The sequence below is a fragment of the Bradyrhizobium sp. LB14.3 genome (genome assembly GCF_040547985.1).
In the GTDB taxonomy this organism is placed as follows: domain Bacteria; phylum Pseudomonadota; class Alphaproteobacteria; order Rhizobiales; family Xanthobacteraceae; genus Bradyrhizobium.
Genome location: NZ_JBEPQT010000005.1, coordinates 163,209 through 182,355, shown reverse-complemented (window position 1 = coordinate 182,355; position 19,147 = coordinate 163,209). Strand labels below are relative to the sequence as shown.

General features: G+C 62.5%; 18 protein-coding genes, 1 other RNA gene and 2 pseudogenes. 9 read left to right on the top strand and 12 right to left on the bottom strand.

The features are described 5' to 3' along the window. Positions 1 to 56: 56 nt before the first annotated feature. The 5 genes and pseudogenes from ABIB00_RS13430 to ABIB00_RS13410 all read right to left on the bottom strand — a co-directional run bounded on the left by ABIB00_RS13430 (position 57) and on the right by ABIB00_RS13410 (position 4,793). The gene (locus tag ABIB00_RS13430; RefSeq protein WP_354104658.1) at positions 57 to 1,058 is read right to left on the bottom strand and encodes a tripartite tricarboxylate transporter substrate binding protein BugD; all 1,002 of its coding nucleotides are present in this window, start codon (positions 1,056 to 1,058) and stop codon (positions 57 to 59) included. 164 nt (positions 1,059 to 1,222) lie between these two features. Continuing rightward, on the bottom strand, positions 1,223 to 2,788 hold the full coding sequence (locus tag ABIB00_RS13425) for a tripartite tricarboxylate transporter permease (protein WP_247347573.1): 1,566 nt from the start codon (positions 2,786 to 2,788) through the stop codon (positions 1,223 to 1,225). A gap of 7 nt (positions 2,789 to 2,795) precedes the next feature. Then, entirely contained in the window at positions 2,796 to 3,557 is a 762-nt protein-coding gene (locus tag ABIB00_RS13420) for a tripartite tricarboxylate transporter TctB family protein (protein ID WP_247347576.1), read from the bottom strand. 95 nt (positions 3,558 to 3,652) lie between these two features. Then, positions 3,653 to 4,179, bottom strand: a pseudogene (locus ABIB00_RS13415) (chromate transporter). Beyond that, positions 4,176 to 4,793 (bottom strand): chromate transporter, encoded by a 618-nt coding sequence (locus ABIB00_RS13410; protein WP_247442376.1) that lies wholly within the window; start codon positions 4,791 to 4,793, stop codon positions 4,176 to 4,178. Before ABIB00_RS13410 ends, ABIB00_RS13415 begins: the two are co-directional and overlap by 4 nt. Before the next feature lie 84 nt (positions 4,794 to 4,877). Between ABIB00_RS13410 and ssrA the strand changes: the two genes are divergently transcribed. The 7 genes from ssrA to feoB all read left to right on the top strand — a co-directional run bounded on the left by ssrA (position 4,878) and on the right by feoB (position 10,406). Then, positions 4,878 to 5,243, top strand: a transfer-messenger RNA (tmRNA) gene (gene ssrA, locus ABIB00_RS13405). Between the two features lie 113 nt (positions 5,244 to 5,356). After that, positions 5,357 to 5,875, top strand: coding sequence for an SspB family protein (locus tag ABIB00_RS13400; RefSeq protein ID WP_247347583.1), 519 nt, complete (start codon positions 5,357 to 5,359; stop codon positions 5,873 to 5,875). Between the two features lie 98 nt (positions 5,876 to 5,973). Then, the gene (gene fumC / locus ABIB00_RS13395) at positions 5,974 to 7,404 is read left to right on the top strand and encodes a class II fumarate hydratase (RefSeq protein WP_502917808.1); all 1,431 of its coding nucleotides are present in this window, start codon (positions 5,974 to 5,976) and stop codon (positions 7,402 to 7,404) included. Positions 7,405 to 7,682: 278 nt separating this feature from the next. After that, entirely contained in the window at positions 7,683 to 7,871 is a 189-nt protein-coding gene (locus ABIB00_RS13390) for a DUF4169 family protein (protein ID WP_247347585.1), read from the top strand. Next, positions 7,868 to 8,122 carry a ribbon-helix-helix domain-containing protein gene (locus tag ABIB00_RS13385; protein ID WP_247442382.1) on the top strand — a complete coding sequence of 85 codons (255 nt, stop codon included), beginning with the start codon at positions 7,868 to 7,870 and terminating at the stop codon, positions 8,120 to 8,122. Before ABIB00_RS13390 ends, ABIB00_RS13385 begins: the two co-directional genes overlap by 4 nt. A gap of 116 nt (positions 8,123 to 8,238) precedes the next feature. Then, positions 8,239 to 8,514 (top strand): FeoA family protein, encoded by a 276-nt coding sequence (locus ABIB00_RS13380; RefSeq protein ID WP_354104656.1) that lies wholly within the window; start codon positions 8,239 to 8,241, stop codon positions 8,512 to 8,514. Between the two features lie 20 nt (positions 8,515 to 8,534). Next, complete coding sequence (gene feoB, locus ABIB00_RS13375; protein WP_354104655.1) at positions 8,535 to 10,406, top strand: ferrous iron transporter B; 1,872 nt, start codon at positions 8,535 to 8,537, stop codon at positions 10,404 to 10,406. A gap of 226 nt (positions 10,407 to 10,632) precedes the next feature. On the opposite strand, the gene ABIB00_RS13370 is transcribed toward feoB, so the two are convergent. Then, positions 10,633 to 11,808, bottom strand: coding sequence for a GAF domain-containing sensor histidine kinase (locus ABIB00_RS13370; RefSeq protein WP_354104654.1), 1,176 nt, complete (start codon positions 11,806 to 11,808; stop codon positions 10,633 to 10,635). A gap of 144 nt (positions 11,809 to 11,952) precedes the next feature. Between ABIB00_RS13370 and ABIB00_RS13365 the strand changes: the two are divergent. Further along, positions 11,953 to 12,449 (top strand): annotated as a pseudogene (locus ABIB00_RS13365) (GNAT family N-acetyltransferase). Between the two features lie 92 nt (positions 12,450 to 12,541). On the opposite strand, the gene ABIB00_RS13360 reads toward ABIB00_RS13365, so the two are convergent. The 5 genes from ABIB00_RS13360 to soxC form a co-directional block, all read right to left on the bottom strand. Then, positions 12,542 to 14,203, bottom strand: coding sequence for a hypothetical protein (locus ABIB00_RS13360; protein ID WP_354104653.1), 1,662 nt, complete (start codon positions 14,201 to 14,203; stop codon positions 12,542 to 12,544). 381 nt (positions 14,204 to 14,584) lie between these two features. Next, positions 14,585 to 14,908, bottom strand: coding sequence for a hypothetical protein (locus tag ABIB00_RS13355; RefSeq protein ID WP_247347597.1), 324 nt, complete (start codon positions 14,906 to 14,908; stop codon positions 14,585 to 14,587). A 30-nt stretch (positions 14,909 to 14,938) separates the two neighbouring features. Continuing rightward, the gene (locus ABIB00_RS13350) at positions 14,939 to 15,409 is read right to left on the bottom strand and encodes a DUF302 domain-containing protein (RefSeq protein ID WP_354104652.1); all 471 of its coding nucleotides are present in this window, start codon (positions 15,407 to 15,409) and stop codon (positions 14,939 to 14,941) included. A 10-nt stretch (positions 15,410 to 15,419) separates the two neighbouring features. Beyond that, entirely contained in the window at positions 15,420 to 15,968 is a 549-nt protein-coding gene (locus tag ABIB00_RS13345; protein WP_354104651.1) for a c-type cytochrome, read from the bottom strand. Beyond that, the gene (gene soxC / locus ABIB00_RS13340; protein ID WP_354104650.1) at positions 15,955 to 17,226 is read right to left on the bottom strand and encodes a sulfite dehydrogenase; all 1,272 of its coding nucleotides are present in this window, start codon (positions 17,224 to 17,226) and stop codon (positions 15,955 to 15,957) included. The genes ABIB00_RS13345 and soxC overlap by 14 nt, the downstream gene beginning before the upstream one ends. A gap of 310 nt (positions 17,227 to 17,536) precedes the next feature. Here soxC and ABIB00_RS13335 point away from each other — a divergent pair, with 310 nt between their 5' ends. Next, positions 17,537 to 18,499: an AraC family transcriptional regulator gene (locus ABIB00_RS13335; protein WP_354104649.1), complete on the top strand. Its 963-nt coding sequence runs from the start codon at positions 17,537 to 17,539 to the stop codon at positions 18,497 to 18,499. Between the two features lie 26 nt (positions 18,500 to 18,525). On the opposite strand, the gene ABIB00_RS13330 is transcribed toward ABIB00_RS13335, so the two are convergent. Next, complete coding sequence (locus tag ABIB00_RS13330) at positions 18,526 to 19,011, bottom strand: YkgB family protein (protein ID WP_247442399.1); 486 nt, start codon at positions 19,009 to 19,011, stop codon at positions 18,526 to 18,528. Positions 19,012 to 19,147: the final 136 nt, after the last annotated feature.

The window sequence follows — 19,147 nt, the reverse complement described above, 5'->3', positions numbered from 1 at the left end:
ACGACAAGGGGCGGAACTTGCGTGCCGCCCCTCGCCTATCGACTTGATCCTGCTGGCTAACTTGCCGGCTTGAGCACCGGGGTCCACTTCGCGATCTCGCTCTTGACGAGGGTCGCCAGCGCCTCCGGCGTCCGGTCCGCGGGCGCCGGAATGACGCTGCCGAGCTCGAGCAAGCGCTTGCGCACGGTCGCATCGTCGAGCGCCTTGACGGCCGCGGCGTTCAGGCTCGCTAGGATCGCGGGCGAAGTTCCCTTCGGCGCGAACATCGCATTCCAGGCCTGGGCCTGGAATGCAGGCAGGCCGGCTTCCGCCGTCGTCGGCACGTTCGGCAGCGACGGATTGCGCTCGGCCGTTGCGATCGCATAGGCCTTGATGGTGCCGGCATTGATCTGCGGCACGGCGTTGACGATCTGGTCGCAGATGTAATCGACCTGGCCCCCCACCAGCGCATTCATCGCGGGGCCCGTGCCGTTGAAGGGCACGCCGACGGGCTTGATGTCGAGGATGACGGGCTTGATGTCGAGGATGGAGTGCAGCAGTTCGCAGGAGACGTGCGAGACAGAGCCGACGCCGGCATGGGCAGCGTTGACCTTCTCGGCATTGGCCTTCACGTAAGTCACGAATTCCTTGAGGTCCTTCGGCGGAAAGTCCTTGCGCGCCAGGATCAGGATCGGCGTGCCCGCCAGCAACGCGACTGGCTCAAAATCCTTTTCCGGATGATAGGCGAGCTTCGGATAGAGCGGCACGGAGGCGGCATGCGTGCCCATGTGCCCGGTGATGAGCGTATAGCCGTCATTGGCCGCACGCGCGGCGCGCGTGGTCGCGGTGGTGCCGCCGGCGCCGACCACGTTCTCGATGATGATGCTCTGTCCCAGCGTCTGCGCCATGTGTCCGGTGACGATGCGCGAGATCACGTCGGTCGGACCGCCGGCCGCGAACGGCACGATCATGGTGATGCCGCGCGTCGGATAGGTCTGCGCCGCAGCCGGTGCGACAAAGCCGCACAACGACGCCAGCGCCGCGGCACATGCGCCTGCAAGCGTGCGAATGGAAGTCATCTCGATTCCCTTGTCGATCCGTTTGTCGGTCTCTTGAGCCCACAAGCAAAATGCCGGCCACAAGGGCCGGCATTTTCATTTCACGAAGCCGTCACACAAGTCGATTGGACTTCCGAATGCGGCGCGCCGACGCAGGCGCGAAGACGACGCAAGAAGCGTCGCCTTCAGTTCTCGGATTCGGTGAACACCTCGTCGCGCTTGGCACGCAACGTGGGCAGCACCGTGAGCACCAGCAGGAAGGCCGCAATCGCAAGCAGCACGGCCGACAGCGGACGCGTCAGGAACACGCTCCAGTCGCCGCGCGAGATCAGCAACGCACGACGCAGGTTCTCTTCCATCAGCGGTCCGAGCACCATGCCGAGCAATAGCGGCGCCGGTTCGAAATCGTGCTTGATCAGCCAGTAACCGACCAGACCGAACACGCCAGCGAGGATGACATCCACCGGTGCGTTGTTCACCGAGTAGATTCCGATCGCGCAGAAGATCACGATCGAGGGGAACATCAGCCGGTAGGGCACGCGCAACAGCCGCACCCAGATTCCGACCAGCGGCAGGTTGATGATGATCAGCATCAGATTGCCGACCCACATCGAAGCGATCATGCCCCAGACCAGCTCCGGCTGCTTCTGCATCACCTGCGGGCCTGGCACGATGCCGTGGATGGTCATCGCGCCCACCATCAGCGCCATCACCGCGTTGGGCGGGATGCCGAGCGTCAGCAACGGGATGAAGGAGGTCTGCGCCGCGGCGTTGTTGGCGCTTTCCGGCGCCGCAACGCCCTCGATCGCACCGCGGCCGAACCGCGACGGGTTCTTGGCGATCTTCTTCTCGAGCGTATAGGCCGCGAAGGAGGCGATCACGGCGCCGCCGCCCGGCAGGATGCCGAGGATCGAGCCGAGCACGGTGCCGCGCAGGATCGCAGGCGTCGAGTCGATCAGGTCTTTCCTGGTCGGCATCAGGCCGGTGATCTTCTGCTGCACGAGGTCGCGGTTCATCTCGGCGCCGGCATCGAGGTTCCGGATGATCTCGGCGAATCCAAACACGCCCATCGCCACCGTCGCGAAGCCGAGTCCGTCGGCGAGTTCCGGAATGTTGAACGCCATGCGCGAGGCGCCGGTCTCGATGTCAGAGCCGACCATCGACAGCAACAGGCCGAACACGATCATCGCGATCGCTTTCAGCACAGAGCCCTTGGCCAGCACCACCGCGAAGATCAGGCCGAGCACCATCAGCGAGAAGTATTCGGCCGGACCGAATGCCAGCGCGAGCTTGGTCAGCGGCGCACCGAGGATGGCGATCAGGATGGTCGCGACGCAGCCGGCGAAAAACGAGCCGATCGCCGCAATCGCCAGCGCCGGACCGGCGCGGCCTTGCTTCGCCATCTGGTGACCGTCGATGGCGGTGACGACCGATGTCGCCTCACCGGGAATGTTGACCAGGATCGAGGTGGTCGAACCGCCATATTGGGCGCCGTAATAGATGCCGGCGAGCATGATCAGCGCGCCGACCGGCGGCAATCCGAACGTGATCGGCAGGAGCATCGCCACGGTTGCGACCGTGCCGATGCCCGGCAGCACGCCGACAAGCGTGCCGACCAGTGCGCCAATCAGGCACATGAGAATATTGATCGAAATCGGGAGCGACAGTCCGAACAGCCACGACGGTGACCACCAGGAGATCTGAAACACCACACCGAAACCGAGGCCCAGATTGTGAAAAAGATCGGCCATCACACCCTCACTGAACCAGGAAACGCGGGAACATCGGCATTGGCAGCCCGAGCACGTAAGGGAAGAGCAGCGCGCAGCCGAGCGTCAGGCAGGCGCCTACGATGATGGCTTCGATCCAGCGCGTCTCATGCGTGCCCATCGCCGCGACCAGGAAGCTCACGAACGCCGTAACCACGACCCCAAGCGGACGAATCGCCAGCGCGAAGAAGACGATCGAGATCAATACGAACAGCGGTCCGCGCCAGGCATAATGTGCCATCGCCGGTCCATCAGACAACAATCCCGTCAACGCGATGCCGGCACCAAGCGCGACGAGGAGCCCGCCAAACATTCGCGGCGCCGTGCCGGCGCCGAAGGAGAAGCCGCGCATACCCTGCAAATCGCTGGAGGCCCACAGCGCGAACAAGGCCAGCGCCATCAGAACGATCCCGCCGACATAGTCCTGCGCCGACCTGATCGTCATGAAGATCGTGAGGATCGCCACCGCAAACAGTGGATAGGAATAGATCAGCGCCAGCAGCACATCGGATGACGCCTTCTTGGTGTCACCGCCGATCGCTCCGATCAGCGCGCCGGGGGCGCCGGCGAGCAGCGCCGTCACGTGACTGATCACGACGGTGGCCGGACCGCGTCCGGTGCCCCAGCCGAAGATCGTCCCGAACGACCAGATGAATTCGAAGATCTGCGGCGCTATGGCCAGCAGACAAAAGCTGAGCGCCACCGACGTGTTTCGGTTGGCTGTCGCCGAGTGGCCCATCGTATCGGCCATGCCTATCTCCTCCGCGACCCGTAAGCCACGAGCAATGTTGTTCTAATCGGCTGGAAAACGATCCCCCCGCCCGGATCACTGCCTAGCGATTTTCATTACACAATGCCAGCAAAACCCAACAGGCCTCCGGCGAGCAAAAGCCATAGTGGATTGATGCGCGAGACCGAGGCGATCACTGCAACCGTCGCGGTCAGAAGCAGTGCAGCAATGGTGCGATCGGTCGACTGTGCCAGGATCAAGGCGCTCGCCGCCATCAGTCCGATCGACAGCGGAACCCAGCCTGAATCAGCACGGGCCAGCGCGATTGGCTGGGGCGGTTGAGGAGCCGGCTGACATAATAGGCAAGCAGCGCCGTCGGCAGGCACATGGCCAAGGTCGCCGCCAGCGCGCCGGGGATGCCGGCAACGGCGTAGCCGATTAGCGTGACGATAAGTACGTTCGGACCTGGTGAGAGCTGCGCAATCGCATAGGCATCGGCGAACTGCTTGTCGGTCATCCAGTGATGCACATCGACCGCGATGCGGTGCATCTCTGGCACCGCCGCCGCGGCGCCGCCGACTGCGAACAGCGACATCAGGCCAAAGGTGGAGATCAGCGCCCAGATCGGGTTCTCGGCGTTCATGCGGCTACCTTCCGCCGCATCAGGAAGGTGGCGCCGACACTCACGGGGATCGCAACCAAAAGCACGGCCTGGAGCGGCAGGCGAACGACGCCGATGGCAAGAAACACGGCCAGCATCAGGATGAGCGCGACGACGTCCAGCCGCTTGAGCAGCGGCGTCATCATCCGGAAGACCACCGCGATCAAGAGCCCGACCGCCGCGCAGGAGATGCCCGCGAGGATGCGGCGCAGCACCTCCACATCGCCGAACCGGGCGTAGATGATCGCAAGCACCGTCATGATCAACGTCGGCGGCAGCAACAACCCGGCGAAGGCGGCAATACCACCCGCGATCCCGCGCAGCCGCGCGCCGAACACCATCGACAGATTGACGATGTTGGGCCCGGGCAGGAAATGGCAGAGCGCAAAAGTCTCGTTGAACTCGTCCGCGGTCATCCAGCGGTGCTGCTCGACGATGGCCTGCCGGGCAAATACCAACACCCCGCCGAAACCGGCCAGCGACATCCTGGCGAAGGCCAGGAACAGCGCGACGAGGCCGGGCGGAACGGGGTTGGTGGCTGGACGGTCCGGCGATTGATCTGGGTGTTGGGCGGCCGGTGCGGAATCCTTGGACATGTCAGGAGCTTAGAACGCCGGCCGTCGCGCGGCCAAGCCAGTCGGGAACCTATCCAAAGGGAACCTCCGGAAAACCGCTCGAAACACCTGTCATTTGAAACCTTTGCCCCCTATATTGGGGGTGCCGGTTCGCCGGCTATGGAAATAAACGGTCGTCGCAATAAACCATTCGGACCCGGGGGCGGTACCCGGCGCCTCCACCAAAGCCCACCAGCGGGCTAGCCCTAGAGTGGGCTTTGGCGGGGGCGAAATAGGATCGACGAGGGCGTAAAGGGCGTTCTTTTTCTCGGTATTGTTCCGCCGTTATCGGGCTATGCAATAGTTGCCAACGACAACTTTGCTCCGGTTGCTCAGGCTGCGTAACGCAGTTTGAAAGACCATTCTGAAGTCCTAACGGGTTAAGCTCCGTTAGGCGGGGTTCGGAGGCACCTGGCAACAGAAGCCTCCACTTACCTCCATTTCCTACCCGGCGGGGACTCCTGCTGACCCGTCAGGCGCGGTATTATCGCGGCTTGGCGAGTCGGGCCGGCGGGGCCCAACTCCTGGAATGCAACAGGACCACCATGGCGACCGATCATATCCGATACGATGTGCTGGCCCGCGACGCGTTGCGCGGCGTGCTGCGCAAGGTGCTGACCGATGCCGCGTCCCAAGGACTGCCGGGCGAGCATCATTTCTTCATCACCTTCGTCTCGAAGGCCGACGGCGTGAAGATCTCATCGCGACTGCTGGCGCAGTACCCGGAAGAAATGACGGTCATCCTGCAGCACCAGTTCTGGGATCTGACCGTGCTCGAGGACCGCTTCGAGGTCGGCCTGTCCTTCGGCGGCATTCCGGAGCGGCTGATCGTGCCGTTCAGCGCCATCAAGAGCTTCCTCGATCCGTCCGTGAAATTCGGCCTCCAGTTCGATACCTCCGATGTCGCCGAGGTCTCGCCCGAGACATTGCCGGCCGCTCCCGCCCCGTCCGCGGTCGCGGTGCCGGCGTCTGCGGCCGAGACGACGGAAAGCTCTGAAGAGCCGGCCGCCCCGAACCAGGGCGGCGCCGAAGTCGTGCGATTGGATCGTTTCCGCAAGAAATGATCTAGATTGGGCCGGAGCCCGTCGCACACGGCCAAACTCCCTATATAGAGGCACATGAAGAGGCTGCGCGGCGTTCGCGCGGCGGAATGGATGTGCCCATGGCCAAGATCGCCCGCTCGAAAACCGACCGCTCCTCGCGCCCCGCGACCCGCACCGAGACCGACAGCTTCGGCCCCATCGAGGTCCTCGCCGATCGCTATTGGGGGGCGCAGACCGAACGCTCGCGCCAGAATTTTCGCATCGGCATCGATCGCATGCCGATCTCGCTCGTGCATGCGCTCGGCATCGTCAAGCTCGCCGCGGCGCAATCCAACCAGGAACTTGGCCTGCTCGACCAGCGCCGCGCCAACGCCATCATCCGCGCCGCGCGCGAGGTGATCGAAGGCAAGCTGGACGATCATTTTCCGCTGGTGGTGTGGCAGACCGGCTCGGGCACGCAGAGCAACATGAACCTCAACGAGGTCATCGCCAACCGCGCCAATGAAATGCTCGGCGACGAGCTCGGCGCCAAGAAGCCGGTCCATCCCAACGATCACGTCAACATGAGCCAGTCGTCGAACGACTCGTTCCCGACCGCGATGCACATCGCGGCGGCAAGCCGTATCAATGCCGATCTCGTCCCGGCCCTCGGCGAGCTGCTCCGTGCACTGCGCAAGAAAGAGAAGGAGTTCGCCAAGATCGTCAAGATCGGCCGCACCCACACCCAGGATGCGACGCCGCTGACGCTGGGCCAGGAATTTTCCGGCTACGCCGCGCAGGTCGAAAGCGGCATCGCCCGGCTCAAGGTCGCGGTGAAGGAGCTCTATCCGCTGGCGCAGGGCGGCACCGCCGTCGGCACCGGCCTCAATTCGAAGCCGCGCTTTGCAAAACTGTTCGCAAAGCACGCGGCCAGCATCACGAAGCTGCCCTTCACCAGCGCCGCCAACAAATTCGAGGCACTGGCCTCGAACGACGCCTACGTGTCGGCGCACGGCGCCATCAATTCGGTCGCGACCGGCCTGTTCAAGATCGCCAACGACATTCGCCTGCTCGGATCCGGCCCGCGCTCGGGCCTCGGCGAATTGATGCTGCCGGAGAACGAGCCGGGCTCCTCGATCATGCCGGGCAAGGTCAATCCGACGCAGTGCGAGGCGATGACCATGGTGTGCTGCCAGGTGTTCGGCAATCACACCGCGATCACGGTCGCCGGCAGCCAGGGCCATTTCGAGCTCAACGTCTACAAGCCCGTGCTGGCCTACAACATGCTGCACTCGATCCGGCTGATGGCGGACGCCGCGCGCTCCTTCACCGAGCATTGCGTCAGCGGCATCCGCGCCGACGAGAAGCGCATCAAGGAGCTGATGCAGCGCTCGCTGATGCTGGTGACGGCGCTCGCCCCCAAGATCGGCTACGACAACGCGGCCAAGGTGGCCAAGACGGCGCATGCCAACGGCACCACGCTGAAGGAGGAGGCACTGCGGCTCGGCTTCGTCTCGGCGGACGAGTTCGACCGCCTGGTGCGCCCCGAGAAGATGACCAGCCCGGGATAAAATTCCGAATTCCGATAGCCATCCGTAGTGATACGGACGCGCGCGCTGCAGAAATATGAGGCTTTGAGGGCCGGATTTGATTACCGTCAATGTCGCGGCGGGGCGGTCTGTTACGCAGCCCCTCTGCCCTTCACGGAGCGAAATTCATCGTTTGATGGCCCAAGGGGCCGATTGACGAGGACGAGCGAATGGCGATCAAGTCTTGTGGGGCGCAACGCGGCACCCTGTTTCTGAATGTTTCATCCAGCCCACGGAGGATCGGATGATGGAGACGCGGCATGGGGAACGTCATCAACCTGAAACGTTTCAGGAAGCGCGCCGAGCGGGAAGCCACGGCGAAGCAGGCGGACGCCAACCGAACGAAGTTCGGCCGCACGAAGGCGGAACGGTCGGCGGAGCAGACGCGCGCGGACCAGGCGAAGGCACACCTGGACCAGCACCAGATCGATCGCGAGGAGCAGCCATGAAGTCGCCCGTCGTGAAAAGGTCGATCGTCGTCGCCGGCCACAAGACCAGCGTCAGCCTCGAAGAGGCGTTCTGGAACGGCATGAAGGAGATCTCGGGCCTGCGCAACATGACGCTGTCCGAGCTGGTCGGCGAGATCGACGGCAACCGCCAGCAGGGCAATCTGTCCTCGGCGATCCGCCTGTTCGTGCTGGACTACTTCAAGAGCCGCGCCATGGCCGCCATCCAGTCGGAAAAGGTCCCGGCCCAGTAGCCGCCCTGGCGCCGATCCCCCTCCGTCACGAAGCTGCTACTTTAAAATCACTCTAAGATGCAGCTTCCGCGAGCCAGCGCGCTTGACCTCGATGCCCTGCGTTGAAAATACAGGGCATGACCGACATCCATGATACGCGTCCGCACATGCCGCTGGGTCTGGCCCAGCGCGGCTATACCGGCGTCATCCAGCACCTTTCCGCCAAGGACGCCGGCTCGGCGCTCTCGGACATCGAGCTCGAGAGCCGGCTGATCGAGCTCGGCTTCGTCGAAGGCGCCCGGGTCGAGGTCTTGCACGAGGGGCTGGTCGGGCGCGACCCGATCGCCGTACGGATCGACAGCATCACGATCGCGGTGCGCCGTCGCGAAGCCATGGCCATTATCGTCGCCTGAAGCGACCGGACCCCAATTCCATGGAATTGCCCCAACTTCATCTCGCCCTGGTCGGCACGCCAAACAGCGGCAAGACCTCGCTGTTCAATGCGCTGACCGGCAGCCGGCAGAAGGTCGCGAACTATCCCGGCGTCACCGTCGAGCGCAAGGAAGGCTTCTTCGTCACGCCCCTGGGGCGCCAGGTCTCGGTGGTCGATCTGCCCGGCACCTATTCGCTGCGCGGCCGCAGCCCGGACGAGGAGATCACCCGCGACTTCGTGCTCGGCAAGGCCTCCGGCGAGACCGCGCCCGACCTCATCCTGTGCGTGGCCGATTCCACCAATCTGCGGCTGACCATCCGCCTGCTGCTCGAGCTCAAGCGCACCGGCCGGCCGATGGTCCTCGTGCTCAACATGTTCGATATCGCCAGCCGCCGCGGCATCACTGTCGACGTCGAGCGGCTCGCCAACGAGCTTGGCGTGCCCGTGGTCACCTCGATCGCGGTGCGCAAGGGCGGCACGGCCGACCTGCTGGCGCTGACGGACGAGATTTCGGCAAAGCTCGCCGCCGAGCCGGGGGAGAACAATTGGCGTGTGCTCAGCGTGGCCGAACTGCGCGCCACCCAGCGCGAGGCCGACCGCATCATCGCCGACTGCGTCAGCCTGCCGAGCCGGCCCGACACCTGGACGGCGCGGATCGACGCGATCGTGCTGCACCCCGTCGGCGGGCTGATCGTGCTCGCGGCTATCCTGTTCGTGATGTTCCAGGCGGTGTTCGCCTGGGCGCAGCCGCTGATGGAGCTGCTCAACTCGGGCTTCGACTCGCTCGGCGAGTTCGTGCACGCCACCCTGCCCGCCGGCCTGCTGCAGAGCTTCCTTCAGAACGGCGTGATCTCGGGCGTCGGCAGCGTGATTGTGTTTCTGCCGCAGATCATCATCATCTTCCTGTTCATCCTGCTGCTGGAAGATTTCGGCTACATGGCGCGCGCCGCGTTCCTGATGGACCGCATCATGGGCGGCGCCGGCCTGCACGGCCGCGCCTTCATTCCGCTGCTGTCGAGCTTCGCCTGCGCCATCCCCGGTATCATGGCGACGCGCGTCATCGACAACAAGCGCGACCGGCTGACCACGATCCTGATCGCGCCGCTGATGACCTGCTCCGCGCGCATTCCGGTCTACACGCTGATCATCTCCGCCTTCATTCCGGCAAAGGACGTCTGGGGCTTCATCAACCTCCAGGGCCTCGTGATGTTCGGGCTCTACGCCGCCGGCATCATCAGCGCGCTTGCCGTCTCGTTCCTCATCAAATTCTTCATGCTGCGCGACTATGCGCCGGCGCCGTTCATGCTGGAGCTGCCCGACTACAAAATGCCGCGGCTGAAATCGATCGCGATCGGCGTCTATACGCGGGCCAAGATGTTCCTGCACCGTGCCGGCACCACGATCTTCTCGATGATGGTGCTGATCTGGTTCCTGGCCTCGTTCCCGCAGCCGCCCGCTGGCGCAACCGAACCGGCGATCGACTTCAGCCTGGCCGCGATCATCGGCAAGGCGCTTGCGCCGCTGCTCGCGCCGGTCGGCTTCAACTGGCAGATCGCGGTGGCGCTGATCCCGGGCATGGCGGCACGCGAGGTCGCGGTCGCCGCGCTCGGCACCGTCTATGCGATCGAAGGCGGCAAGGAAGCGGCCGAGCAGATCGGCCAGGTGCTGGCGACGAAATGGTCGCTCGCGACCGCGCTGTCGATGCTGGCCTGGTACATCTTCGCCCCGCAATGCGCATCCACGCTGGCCGTGATCCGGCGCGAGACCGGAAGCTGGACCTGGATGGCCGTCACCTTCGGCTACATGCTGGTGCTGGCCTATGCGGCGAGCCTCCTGACCTACAATGTCGCGGTCGCGTTCGGGGCGGGCTGAAGCCTCTCGACACCAAAACCGCGAAAACAACCCCATGCACAGTAGACCGATGCTGTGAAATCAACAGCTTACTTGCGCTAAAATGATCCGAGCGTAGCCGGGACAGAACCCACGCGTCGGCACACAGGCCGGTTGCCCCGTCGGGCAAAACAGGCGCATGATGGCATGGTCCGAGAATTGGCGAGACGCTCCGTGACGGCAGGACACGCCGGCGTGGCAGGCCTTCTCAGCCGCTCGCCTGTGTCGCCGGGAACGACGCGGTGAACACCGTTTCATCCCGCACCGACGACGCGACGATCAACCCGCCATGGGCGCGCGCGATCTCCTGGGCAATGTACAGTCCGAGCCCAAGCCCTTTCTGGTTCGGCAGAACGTCGCCACGATCGAACGCAGTGAAAAGGCGCGGCATCGCCTCCGCCGGAATTGGCGCACCTTTGTTGACAATGCTGATGTCGAAGCCAGCTCCGGTCGTTTGCGCCAGCACCCTGATCGGCTCGTTGGCCGCTCCATAGGAAATCGCGTTGCCGAGAAGATTGGACAGCATCTGACCTATGCGGCCGGCGTCGATCCTCACAGTCCCTGGAATGTTGATGACCGTTTCGATAACGCGATCCGGATGCACGTTCTCGAACTCTGCGACAATCTGCTTGATGACAGGCTCGAGTGCCTGTTCTCTCAGCTCGAGCTGCATCCCGGCACCGAGCCGCGTGCGGGCGAGGTCCATGACATTGTCGATCAGACCCGCCATCCGGGCGACGCTTCCTTGCAGAAGGCTGATCCAGTTCTGCCCCTCTTCATCGACCTTCTTGTTCAGAAGCCGCAGGCCGCCCTGGATCGCGGCAAGAGGGTTTCTGAGGTCGTGACCGAGCACGGCGATAAACTGCTCGCGCAGTTCGGCATTCTGTCGTTCCAGCGCCAGCCTGTTCTCGATCAGTTCGACGCGGTCGCCCGCGTCGAGGTGAGACGCGATCAGCTCGGCAAAAAGCTTGAACATCCCGATGACTTCGGGGGTCCGAAGCTTGCGCGGCTTCGGATCGATCGCGCAAAGAGTCCCGAAGAATGAACCGTCGGGAAGGATGATCGGCACGGAGATGTAGCTTTGGAAGCCATATTGCGCGGGCGTGTGATGCTTGAAGTACCCGGCATCCTCGCTGACATTCTCGATGACGACCGCCTCACGGCTCTGCCGGATCTCATGGCAGATCGTGGTCTCGACCTTGAGCTCGTCACCGGGTTTCAGCCCGAACGCAAGTTCGTCACGCGAGGCACAGGTGATCCACCTGTCCTCCGTGACGCGGGCAACGGCCGTAAATCCCATGCCGGTGGTCCGGCTGACCACGTCCAGGATGGTCGAGACCGCCGCGATTCCGCTGACCTTGGCTATGTCGCGCTCGAAATCCATTGCCGCTCCGCGTCGGAACATTCGCCCCGAGGCGACCGTCACCCCAACCAAAGCGCGTCCTTGCAACATTGAAAGCACTGCCAGCCAGGTTATTCCACATCAATGTTGCTCGACGCCCCACCATGGAAGCGGCTATCTGTTCCTATGGAACATTTCAGCACGGGGAGACTGACCGCCGAGAGGCTTCGTGAAGATCACCTGGCCGACCTCGTCGCATTGCATCTCGATGCCGAGGTATCCGATATCTCGGCGGTGTGCGCCCGGCGGAGACGACCAGGACCTATCTCGGCGCCAACATGGCGCATTGGGACCGGCACGGTTTTGGGCTCTGGGTGCTGCGAACCAAAGACGGGGCATTCGCCGGACGGGCGGGCATCCGGCACATTCTGGTGGATGATATCGACGAGACCGAGATTGCCTACGCATTCAAGCGCGAATTCTGGGGCCGTGGACTTGCAAGCGAGACCGCGATCGCGCTGACGGATATTGGACTGTTACACCACGAGCTGCCGTCCCTCATCGGCCTGGTCTATGTCGGCAATGGCGCATCGCGCCGCGTGCTGGAGAAGTCCAACTATCTCCTCGAGCGAAGCACGATCCGGCACGGCGAAGACGTCGTGATCTACCGCATCCGGCGGTGAGACCCGGCCTGGAGATCACTCGGTGCGCAGTCGGACAACCGATTGAGGCAGAGACGCGAGAAACGCGCCGCTATGACCGAACCCGTCCAGGATCAAGCTGGCTTATGAGCCAGCACCGTTCCGATCCGCTCCTTTTTAAGCGCAAACTGTGCCGCCAATGCGAGGCCGAATGCCAAACAAAACGTCGTACCGGCCGCAATGAAGCGCAGCTTATTGGTTTCCCAGATCGCACCCTCCTGTGCCACCAGCGACAGCAAGGGCGGAAGAAGCAAAAACACATTGGTTGCCGCAAAGCCGAAGCAATTGAACAGTCGCCACGCTACCGTTCGTAGGGAATTATCGATGTCCGGCAAATCGGAGCAGCTCTGCCTGTCGAGATAGTACGAAATATAAACGGTCACGAGCGCGGGCCCGAGCCCCCACCGCAACATCGCATAGTAAAGACTGACAACAGACATTTCCCGCAGATTCCCCTCTCCAAAGTAATGGACGGCCACCGTCAGACCGGCGGGCCCTACGACCAGCGCGACCAGAAAACTCCAGCAATAGGTGGTGAGGTGCGACGGATCTGAATGGCTTCCCAGCGAAGAAATCGCAAATCGAAGCAAAAGAACGACGACGATCGCCAATCCATAATTGCAAAGTGAATACATGACCCATGCCATCGAGCGATTAGGGTCTTGCGCCAAAACAATACCCTTGCCTTGCAGCACGTCATAAACGACGGCCGAAATGGCCACGCCCAGATAGACGGAACAGATCAGTGCAATAATATAGACAATCCAGTACCGTAAGGGATTGTCGTGAACAGGAGCATCAATTTCGATGCCGAATTTGTTGGCCTCATTGCGCAGGTCAATTCGAGAGCCGTTGCGGTAGATCAGGTAGCACGCAACAAGGCGGGCAAATCGATTGTAGAGCTCTTTGATCAATTGCGTGGCCTGGGGCGCAGCGAGGCCCGTTAGCACGCCGGCCTTCCACTGGCTCATTGTCGGCGACGTCAGCTGAAAGTCTGCCATGAGCTTGTCGAAACCAAAGCTGTCCTCGGTAAAGAAGGTGGCGTCATCGCCAGCGTCGTGCCCCTGCGTCAGCCACCATTTCATGTAGCAAATTTCCGCCCACATTCGATCCGGGGTATTGGGATCCTTGCGGAAGTCCTGATCCACGATCTCCGGCGAGTTCGCAACGACTTCCGAGACCGCATTCTCTGGCACGCGCAGCGAAAAGCGGATTTGCGCCATGATCTGCTTCGCGAGTTGAGGCACGCTGATCCAGCTCTGGATCACGTCGCGGACCATCAGCAGGACGTTCCACTGAGCCTCCTTTGTAAGGAGGAACAAATACACGGCCCCCATTGCGGCGATCACGGTCAGGTAGGGCGCAGACTGACCTTTCGCAGCCTGTATGACGGCGTCCGGAATCGCAGGGACCAATGGCGCCAAGGCAATGACGTCCCGGTTCTCATGGATGAGAAGAAGGAAAAAGCAGCATGAGAATATGACAAAGATGAAACCGCCCAATCGATACTGCTGTCGGGTCGTCATGTATCTCGGGAAAGTCGGTACTTCGGCAATGGTCACGGCGCGGCCAAAGGCTTGCCAAGCCAATCGGGCCGCCACGACCAAACCCAACAAGGTGATGGACCAGCGCACCAACGAAGGAAGGAGTTCGGACGCGGTGTCGCCGAACTCATCGGCGGAGGCTTGTGTCGATACCAATATGGAGATGACAATTCCCAACACGATGCTAGCCATTGCCAGAACTCCCTCTTGAGCGAGATAGTTCGAACGGGCCGCTCTACGCGGAATTTGAACAAACCGTAAATCCGGCGCGTCGGCGTGTGTGTGAACTAATTCACATCCTTTGGGAGTTTTTGTGCAACTCTCTCGGGCAAGAGGCACAATGCCTTGTCCGCAAGACCCCGACATCTCAACCAGGCGAGCCGGAAACGAAATCCGGTGCGGCCGGGATTGCCGTCACCTCGGCGGAGCGCTGATCTCCGTCGGCATGACACCGGCCTGCTTGAATGGCGAAGCCAACGTCATCGAGATCAATTCGAATGATGATTGGTACGGTTTGTCAGCCGGCTATTCCAATGTTGCAGGCACGCGATCCCTTGTCCTGCGCTCGGCCCGTTAGCGCGGGCCGCCGTGTCCATCCTCCGGATCGCTCTCCGGCTCGCGGATCAGCACCGCGGGTTCGTCATAGCCTTTGCGGCTGCTGTAAAACACCAGCGCCATCAGGCCGATGCCGACGACCAGCGAGAACACGACGCCGAGCACCAGCGCAACATAGCCCGACGCCGGCACGCCGTTATCGGTGCTGGTCCAGCCGAGATAGCCGAGAACGCACGCGGCGACGAGCAACGCGCACAGCACCGCAATGACCACCCATCTCGCGAGCTTGCCCTCTCGCGGGCTGGACGTCTCGGTTGCCGGTTGCTCATTGGTGCTGTTCATGGAGCTCTCCTCAAGCGTGGCCGCATTATGTTACGGCACAGTGGCCTTGGTCGCAATCGCATGCAGGGCCGCCGTCATCGCGGCAACCGCAGCCTTTGCCGGCTCGCCGGCGCCGTGACGCCCAGCGAGATAGGCCGGATCGTTGTAGGACAGCCAGGTCGCACCTTGCTCGTCCTGCCAGACCAGTGCCTTCAGCGGAAGGTCGATGCCAGCGGTCTGCGCCTGCTGCATCAACGGCGTGCCGCCCTTGGCGTTGCCGAAGATCAGCAGATCGGTCGGGCGCAATGTCAGCCCGACAGCGGCAGCGCCCGCGGCGTGATCGACATGGGCAAACACCGCGAGGCCTTTGGCTTTCACCTCTGTCTCGAGCCGCTTCATCGTGTCTTCCGGTCCAAAACTGCTCTTGATGGTGATGAGTCCGTCTGCGGCCATTGCTTGTGCCTCCGATAAACATGACGCTGCGACCAGAGCGATGATCCTGATCAGTGCCGAAAGCTTCATGACCGCTCGCTTACTTCTTGCGGAATAGTTTCGCCGGGTCGAACTCCGGTTCCGGAATGAAGCCGTCGCGATTGGGCATCTTGATCTTCGGCAGGCTTTCCTTGTCGACCTTGCCGTCCGCTGGAATGATGCCGTTGAGGCTCAGGATGTAAGCGGTGACGGCATAGGTTTCGTCCGTGCTGAGCGAGCCGGGCGTCGGATACGGCATGGCGCGATGGATGTAGTCGAACAAGGTCGTCGCATAGGGCCAGAAGCTGCCGACCGTCTTGACCGGCATGTTGGAGGTGAGCGTGCCCTGTCCTCCAGCGAGACGATCCTTGATGCCGCCCTGGCCATTGTCGCCATGACAGGCCGCGCAATTGTCGGCGAAGATCTGCTTGCCTGGCGCCACCGCGCCGCTGCCGTCCGGAAGCCCTTTGCCGTCAGGTCCGACATCGATGTCCCACAGCTTGATCTCCCCCGGCGTCGCTGGACGGCCGAAATCGAACCCCAGCGCGGGTGTCGCGAGCAGGCCCAGGGTGAGCGCGACTGCGAGAAACAGCTTGCTATGCGAGGACATTGCGGACCCTCCCGGCCTCGTCGATGCTCCAGGTCTGCTGGGCGTTGTAATGAAACAGCGCGTTAGTCCCCATCGCGGCGATGAAGGACTGCCGGTCCGGTTGAACATTGCCCTGGTCGTCAGTCGAACGGCTCACGATCTTGGTCGGTTTGCCGTCCCACGCCCAATCCATCTGGAACCGGACCTGGGCCTTGGACAACACCGGCTGGCTCAATTGGGCGGGCATCCACGTCCTCGCCCCATCGGTCGAGATTTCGACCTTGGCGATCTTGCCATGGCCGCTCCAGGCAAGACCCGATATGCGATTGTAACCCGGCTGGATCTGCATCATCCCCGAGGGGTGCGTGATGACTGAGTTGGTCTCCATCCTCAGCTGAAACTGCCTCGCCTTACCGTTCGCAAGCAGCTGTGTGTAACGCGCCGTCTCCCAACGCGTCATCCACGGTTCGTTGCCGAACTTGAGCCGGCGCAGCCATTTGATATTGAGGTTGCCCTCGAAGCCCGGCATCACCAGCCGCATCGGAAAGCCATGCGCGGGCCGCAACGGCTCCCCGTTCTGCCCGTAGGCGACGAAAGCCTCGTTCACGATCTCTTCGGTGAGCGGAATGCTGCGGTCGACGCCCGCGCCGTCGCCGCCCTCCGCGAGCATCCAGTTCGAGCTCTTGTCCTTGGCTACGAGATCAATCAGGAATTTGAGCGGCACGCCGGTCCATTCATTGGTGCTGACGAGGCCATGCGTGTTCTGCACCGTCACATCGGGATCAGCCTTTTTCCAGTTTTCCCATCCGTTGCCGGTGCATTCGATGAAAACGATCCGCGTGACCGACGGCATCCGCTTGAGATCGTCGACGCTGAAAACCAGCGGCTTCCGAATCATGCCGTGGATGAGAAGCCGGTGCTGCGCAGGATCGATATCGGGCACGCCGGAATGGCTGCGCTCGTAATGCAAATCGGTTGGCGTGATGTTTCCGACCAGCTTCTGATGTGGCGTCTTGGAGTTGATGGCATCGCCCGGGTCGATGTTGCGCTTGCCCGGCGTGGACTCGGGGATGCGATCGAGCTTGGCGAACCGGGACCGTTCGCTGTGAGCGCTCAGATCGGCGCCGGGCCCGCGATCGGGGACATCGGCCAACGTTTCGGCGCCAGCGGCTTCGGTCGCAACCGCACCCACGATACCGGCCGACAGGCCTGTCACGAAGCCGCGACGCGAAACGTTCGCGGCGCGCGGCAACAACTCGATTGGCGTCCTGCTCGTCATGCGATCTCCCCTTGGTAGACGTGCTTTTTGGAAATCCCGGCCGCTCTCGTGTCGTCATATTGGCAAACGCCGCGAAGATTGCTCGTTAGGTTGTGTTAGAAGCCATGAGCACCAGCTCATTCGCGCGATGATTGCCAGCATTCCGATCTTGCCGACGCGGCGAGGACCTGGTGGCGATCATTATTCCGATCGAGCAAGGCCATGTTATTTCCCGCGAATGACTTGACGCGCGTAGGTTAGATGCGCTTTGCCGCTCCGTGGAATGGCCGGGCGGCTCGGATTCATGTCCGGGCGGATCAAGGGGTGACGGATGTCGGAGGCGGACGCAGCGGACTTGTTGAAAGCGATGGTGCCGCTATTCAGAATCCGCCCTGTGTTCGAGGATTCCTGCAGATTTGGTGGCAGCTGGGAGTCGTTACACGCGCCGAACGGCAAGGGATGGGCGCAATTCCACATGGTCACGCGCGGCTCCTGCACGGTCGAGAGGCCTGGCCTGGGCTCGCAGCGGCTCGAAGCGGGTGACATCCTCCTCCTGCCGCATGGCGACAGTCACGCGGTCCGAAGCCAGATCGGAGGCGCTGTCGGGCAGATATCGATCGAGGTCAAAAACGGCGTCCGCCAGCGAGCGACGATCGACGCTGACGCCGATACCGAACTCCTGTGTGGCCGGTTCCTGTTCGAAACGTCGGACAGGAACCCCCTGATCGCAGCTCTTCCCGACGAAATCATTGTCCGCACGGCGGGCGAACCGCTCCTGGAAAGGTTTCGGCACCTGTTCATCGACATTCGTGACGAGCTGGATGCAGGAAGGGTTGGCTCGGAGGTGGTCGCGGCCGACCTCGCGAGGGCACTGTTCGTCATGATCCTCCGCGACCATCTCGCCGACGATGCTTCCGGGGATAGTACGGTGTCGCTCTTGCGGGACCGCATAACGGCTCGTGTCGTGTCGGCGATCCTCGACGATCTCGCCCGGGACTGGACGCTCGACGAGATGGCGGCTGTCGCGATCTCCTCGCGCGCGAGTTTGGTGCGCGCCTTTCGGAAGCGCGCAGGCATTGCTCCAATGACGTTCCTCGCCGATTTGAGATTGACGATCGCGCGCCAACGGTTGGCCGGCACCTCTGATCCGATTGCGAAAATCGCGGGCGAGGTCGGCTATGCATCCGAAGGCGCGCTGAGCAAAGCCATCATGCGCAGATACGGCATGCGGCCCGGCGCTCTGAGAATGGCGGAGCCGGGCGAAGCGCGATCCGTCACGGCGAAGACGTCATGATCGACCGAAGAGAGGCCGCCTGACGCTCAGCCGGTGCGCAGACGGACAACCGATTGCGGCAGAGAGGCGAGAAACAACACCGCGCAGACGCACAGCAGGACGATGTCCTTGAACAGAAACTCGCCGGTCAGATTCCACGCCATCGGATCGAACGAAAGGCTCCATTTGACGACATCAGGCGTCGTGAAGAAGAACGACCACGTGATCGCGAAGGTCACCATGCCCATGAACGAGCCGAGAGCGGACAGGACCGGGCTGAAGCTGCCTGCCGCGAGCAGCCCCGCGATCACGAATTCGGCGACACCGAGGAAATATGCCTCTCCCCTCAAGCCGAACACCGACAGCCAGGAGATGAACGGGCTGTTGCTGATGAACTGAGCGATGCCCTGTGCGGATTGCGGCGTGAACTTCTGCATTCCAAACGATACGAATATGATCACCATGACCCAACGGAGAATGGCGAGAGGACGATAGGAACCGCCCCCATTTTCAGCGACGTTGAATTCCTTCATCCGACCAAGTCTCCCCGGATTGCACATCCATCAGCTCTGCAAAATACGTTCGCTGAAGCTGTACGAAGGGGAGCTTCGGTCGTTACCCGCATCGGCGGGTTCCGCAGATCACAGCTGCGTGCGATGTGCGTGTCCG

What these genes read in the sequence shown, in the direction of transcription:
- ABIB00_RS13430 (WP_354104658.1), bottom strand. Translation starts at nt 1,058, where the DNA reads ATGACTTCCATTCGCACGCTTGCAGGCGCATGTGCCGCGGCGCTGGCG.
- ABIB00_RS13425 (WP_247347573.1), bottom strand. Translation starts at nt 2,788, where the DNA reads ATGGCCGATCTTTTTCACAATCTGGGCCTCGGTTTCGGTGTGGTGTTT.
- ABIB00_RS13420 (WP_247347576.1), bottom strand. Translation starts at nt 3,557, where the DNA reads ATGGCCGATACGATGGGCCACTCGGCGACAGCCAACCGAAACACGTCG.
- ABIB00_RS13410 (WP_247442376.1), bottom strand. Translation starts at nt 4,793, where the DNA reads ATGTCCAAGGATTCCGCACCGGCCGCCCAACACCCAGATCAATCGCCG.
- ABIB00_RS13400 (WP_247347583.1), top strand. Translation starts at nt 5,357, where the DNA reads ATGGCGACCGATCATATCCGATACGATGTGCTGGCCCGCGACGCGTTG.
- fumC (WP_502917808.1), top strand. Translation starts at nt 5,974, where the DNA reads ATGGCCAAGATCGCCCGCTCGAAAACCGACCGCTCCTCGCGCCCCGCG.
- ABIB00_RS13390 (WP_247347585.1), top strand. Translation starts at nt 7,683, where the DNA reads ATGGGGAACGTCATCAACCTGAAACGTTTCAGGAAGCGCGCCGAGCGG.
- ABIB00_RS13385 (WP_247442382.1), top strand. Translation starts at nt 7,868, where the DNA reads ATGAAGTCGCCCGTCGTGAAAAGGTCGATCGTCGTCGCCGGCCACAAG.
- ABIB00_RS13380 (WP_354104656.1), top strand. Translation starts at nt 8,239, where the DNA reads ATGACCGACATCCATGATACGCGTCCGCACATGCCGCTGGGTCTGGCC.
- feoB (WP_354104655.1), top strand. Translation starts at nt 8,535, where the DNA reads ATGGAATTGCCCCAACTTCATCTCGCCCTGGTCGGCACGCCAAACAGC.
- ABIB00_RS13370 (WP_354104654.1), bottom strand. Translation starts at nt 11,808, where the DNA reads ATGGATTTCGAGCGCGACATAGCCAAGGTCAGCGGAATCGCGGCGGTC.
- ABIB00_RS13360 (WP_354104653.1), bottom strand. Translation starts at nt 14,203, where the DNA reads ATGGCTAGCATCGTGTTGGGAATTGTCATCTCCATATTGGTATCGACA.
- ABIB00_RS13355 (WP_247347597.1), bottom strand. Translation starts at nt 14,908, where the DNA reads ATGAACAGCACCAATGAGCAACCGGCAACCGAGACGTCCAGCCCGCGA.
- ABIB00_RS13350 (WP_354104652.1), bottom strand. Translation starts at nt 15,409, where the DNA reads ATGAAGCTTTCGGCACTGATCAGGATCATCGCTCTGGTCGCAGCGTCA.
- ABIB00_RS13345 (WP_354104651.1), bottom strand. Translation starts at nt 15,968, where the DNA reads ATGTCCTCGCATAGCAAGCTGTTTCTCGCAGTCGCGCTCACCCTGGGC.
- soxC (WP_354104650.1), bottom strand. Translation starts at nt 17,226, where the DNA reads ATGACGAGCAGGACGCCAATCGAGTTGTTGCCGCGCGCCGCGAACGTT.
- ABIB00_RS13335 (WP_354104649.1), top strand. Translation starts at nt 17,537, where the DNA reads ATGTCGGAGGCGGACGCAGCGGACTTGTTGAAAGCGATGGTGCCGCTA.
- ABIB00_RS13330 (WP_247442399.1), bottom strand. Translation starts at nt 19,011, where the DNA reads ATGAAGGAATTCAACGTCGCTGAAAATGGGGGCGGTTCCTATCGTCCT.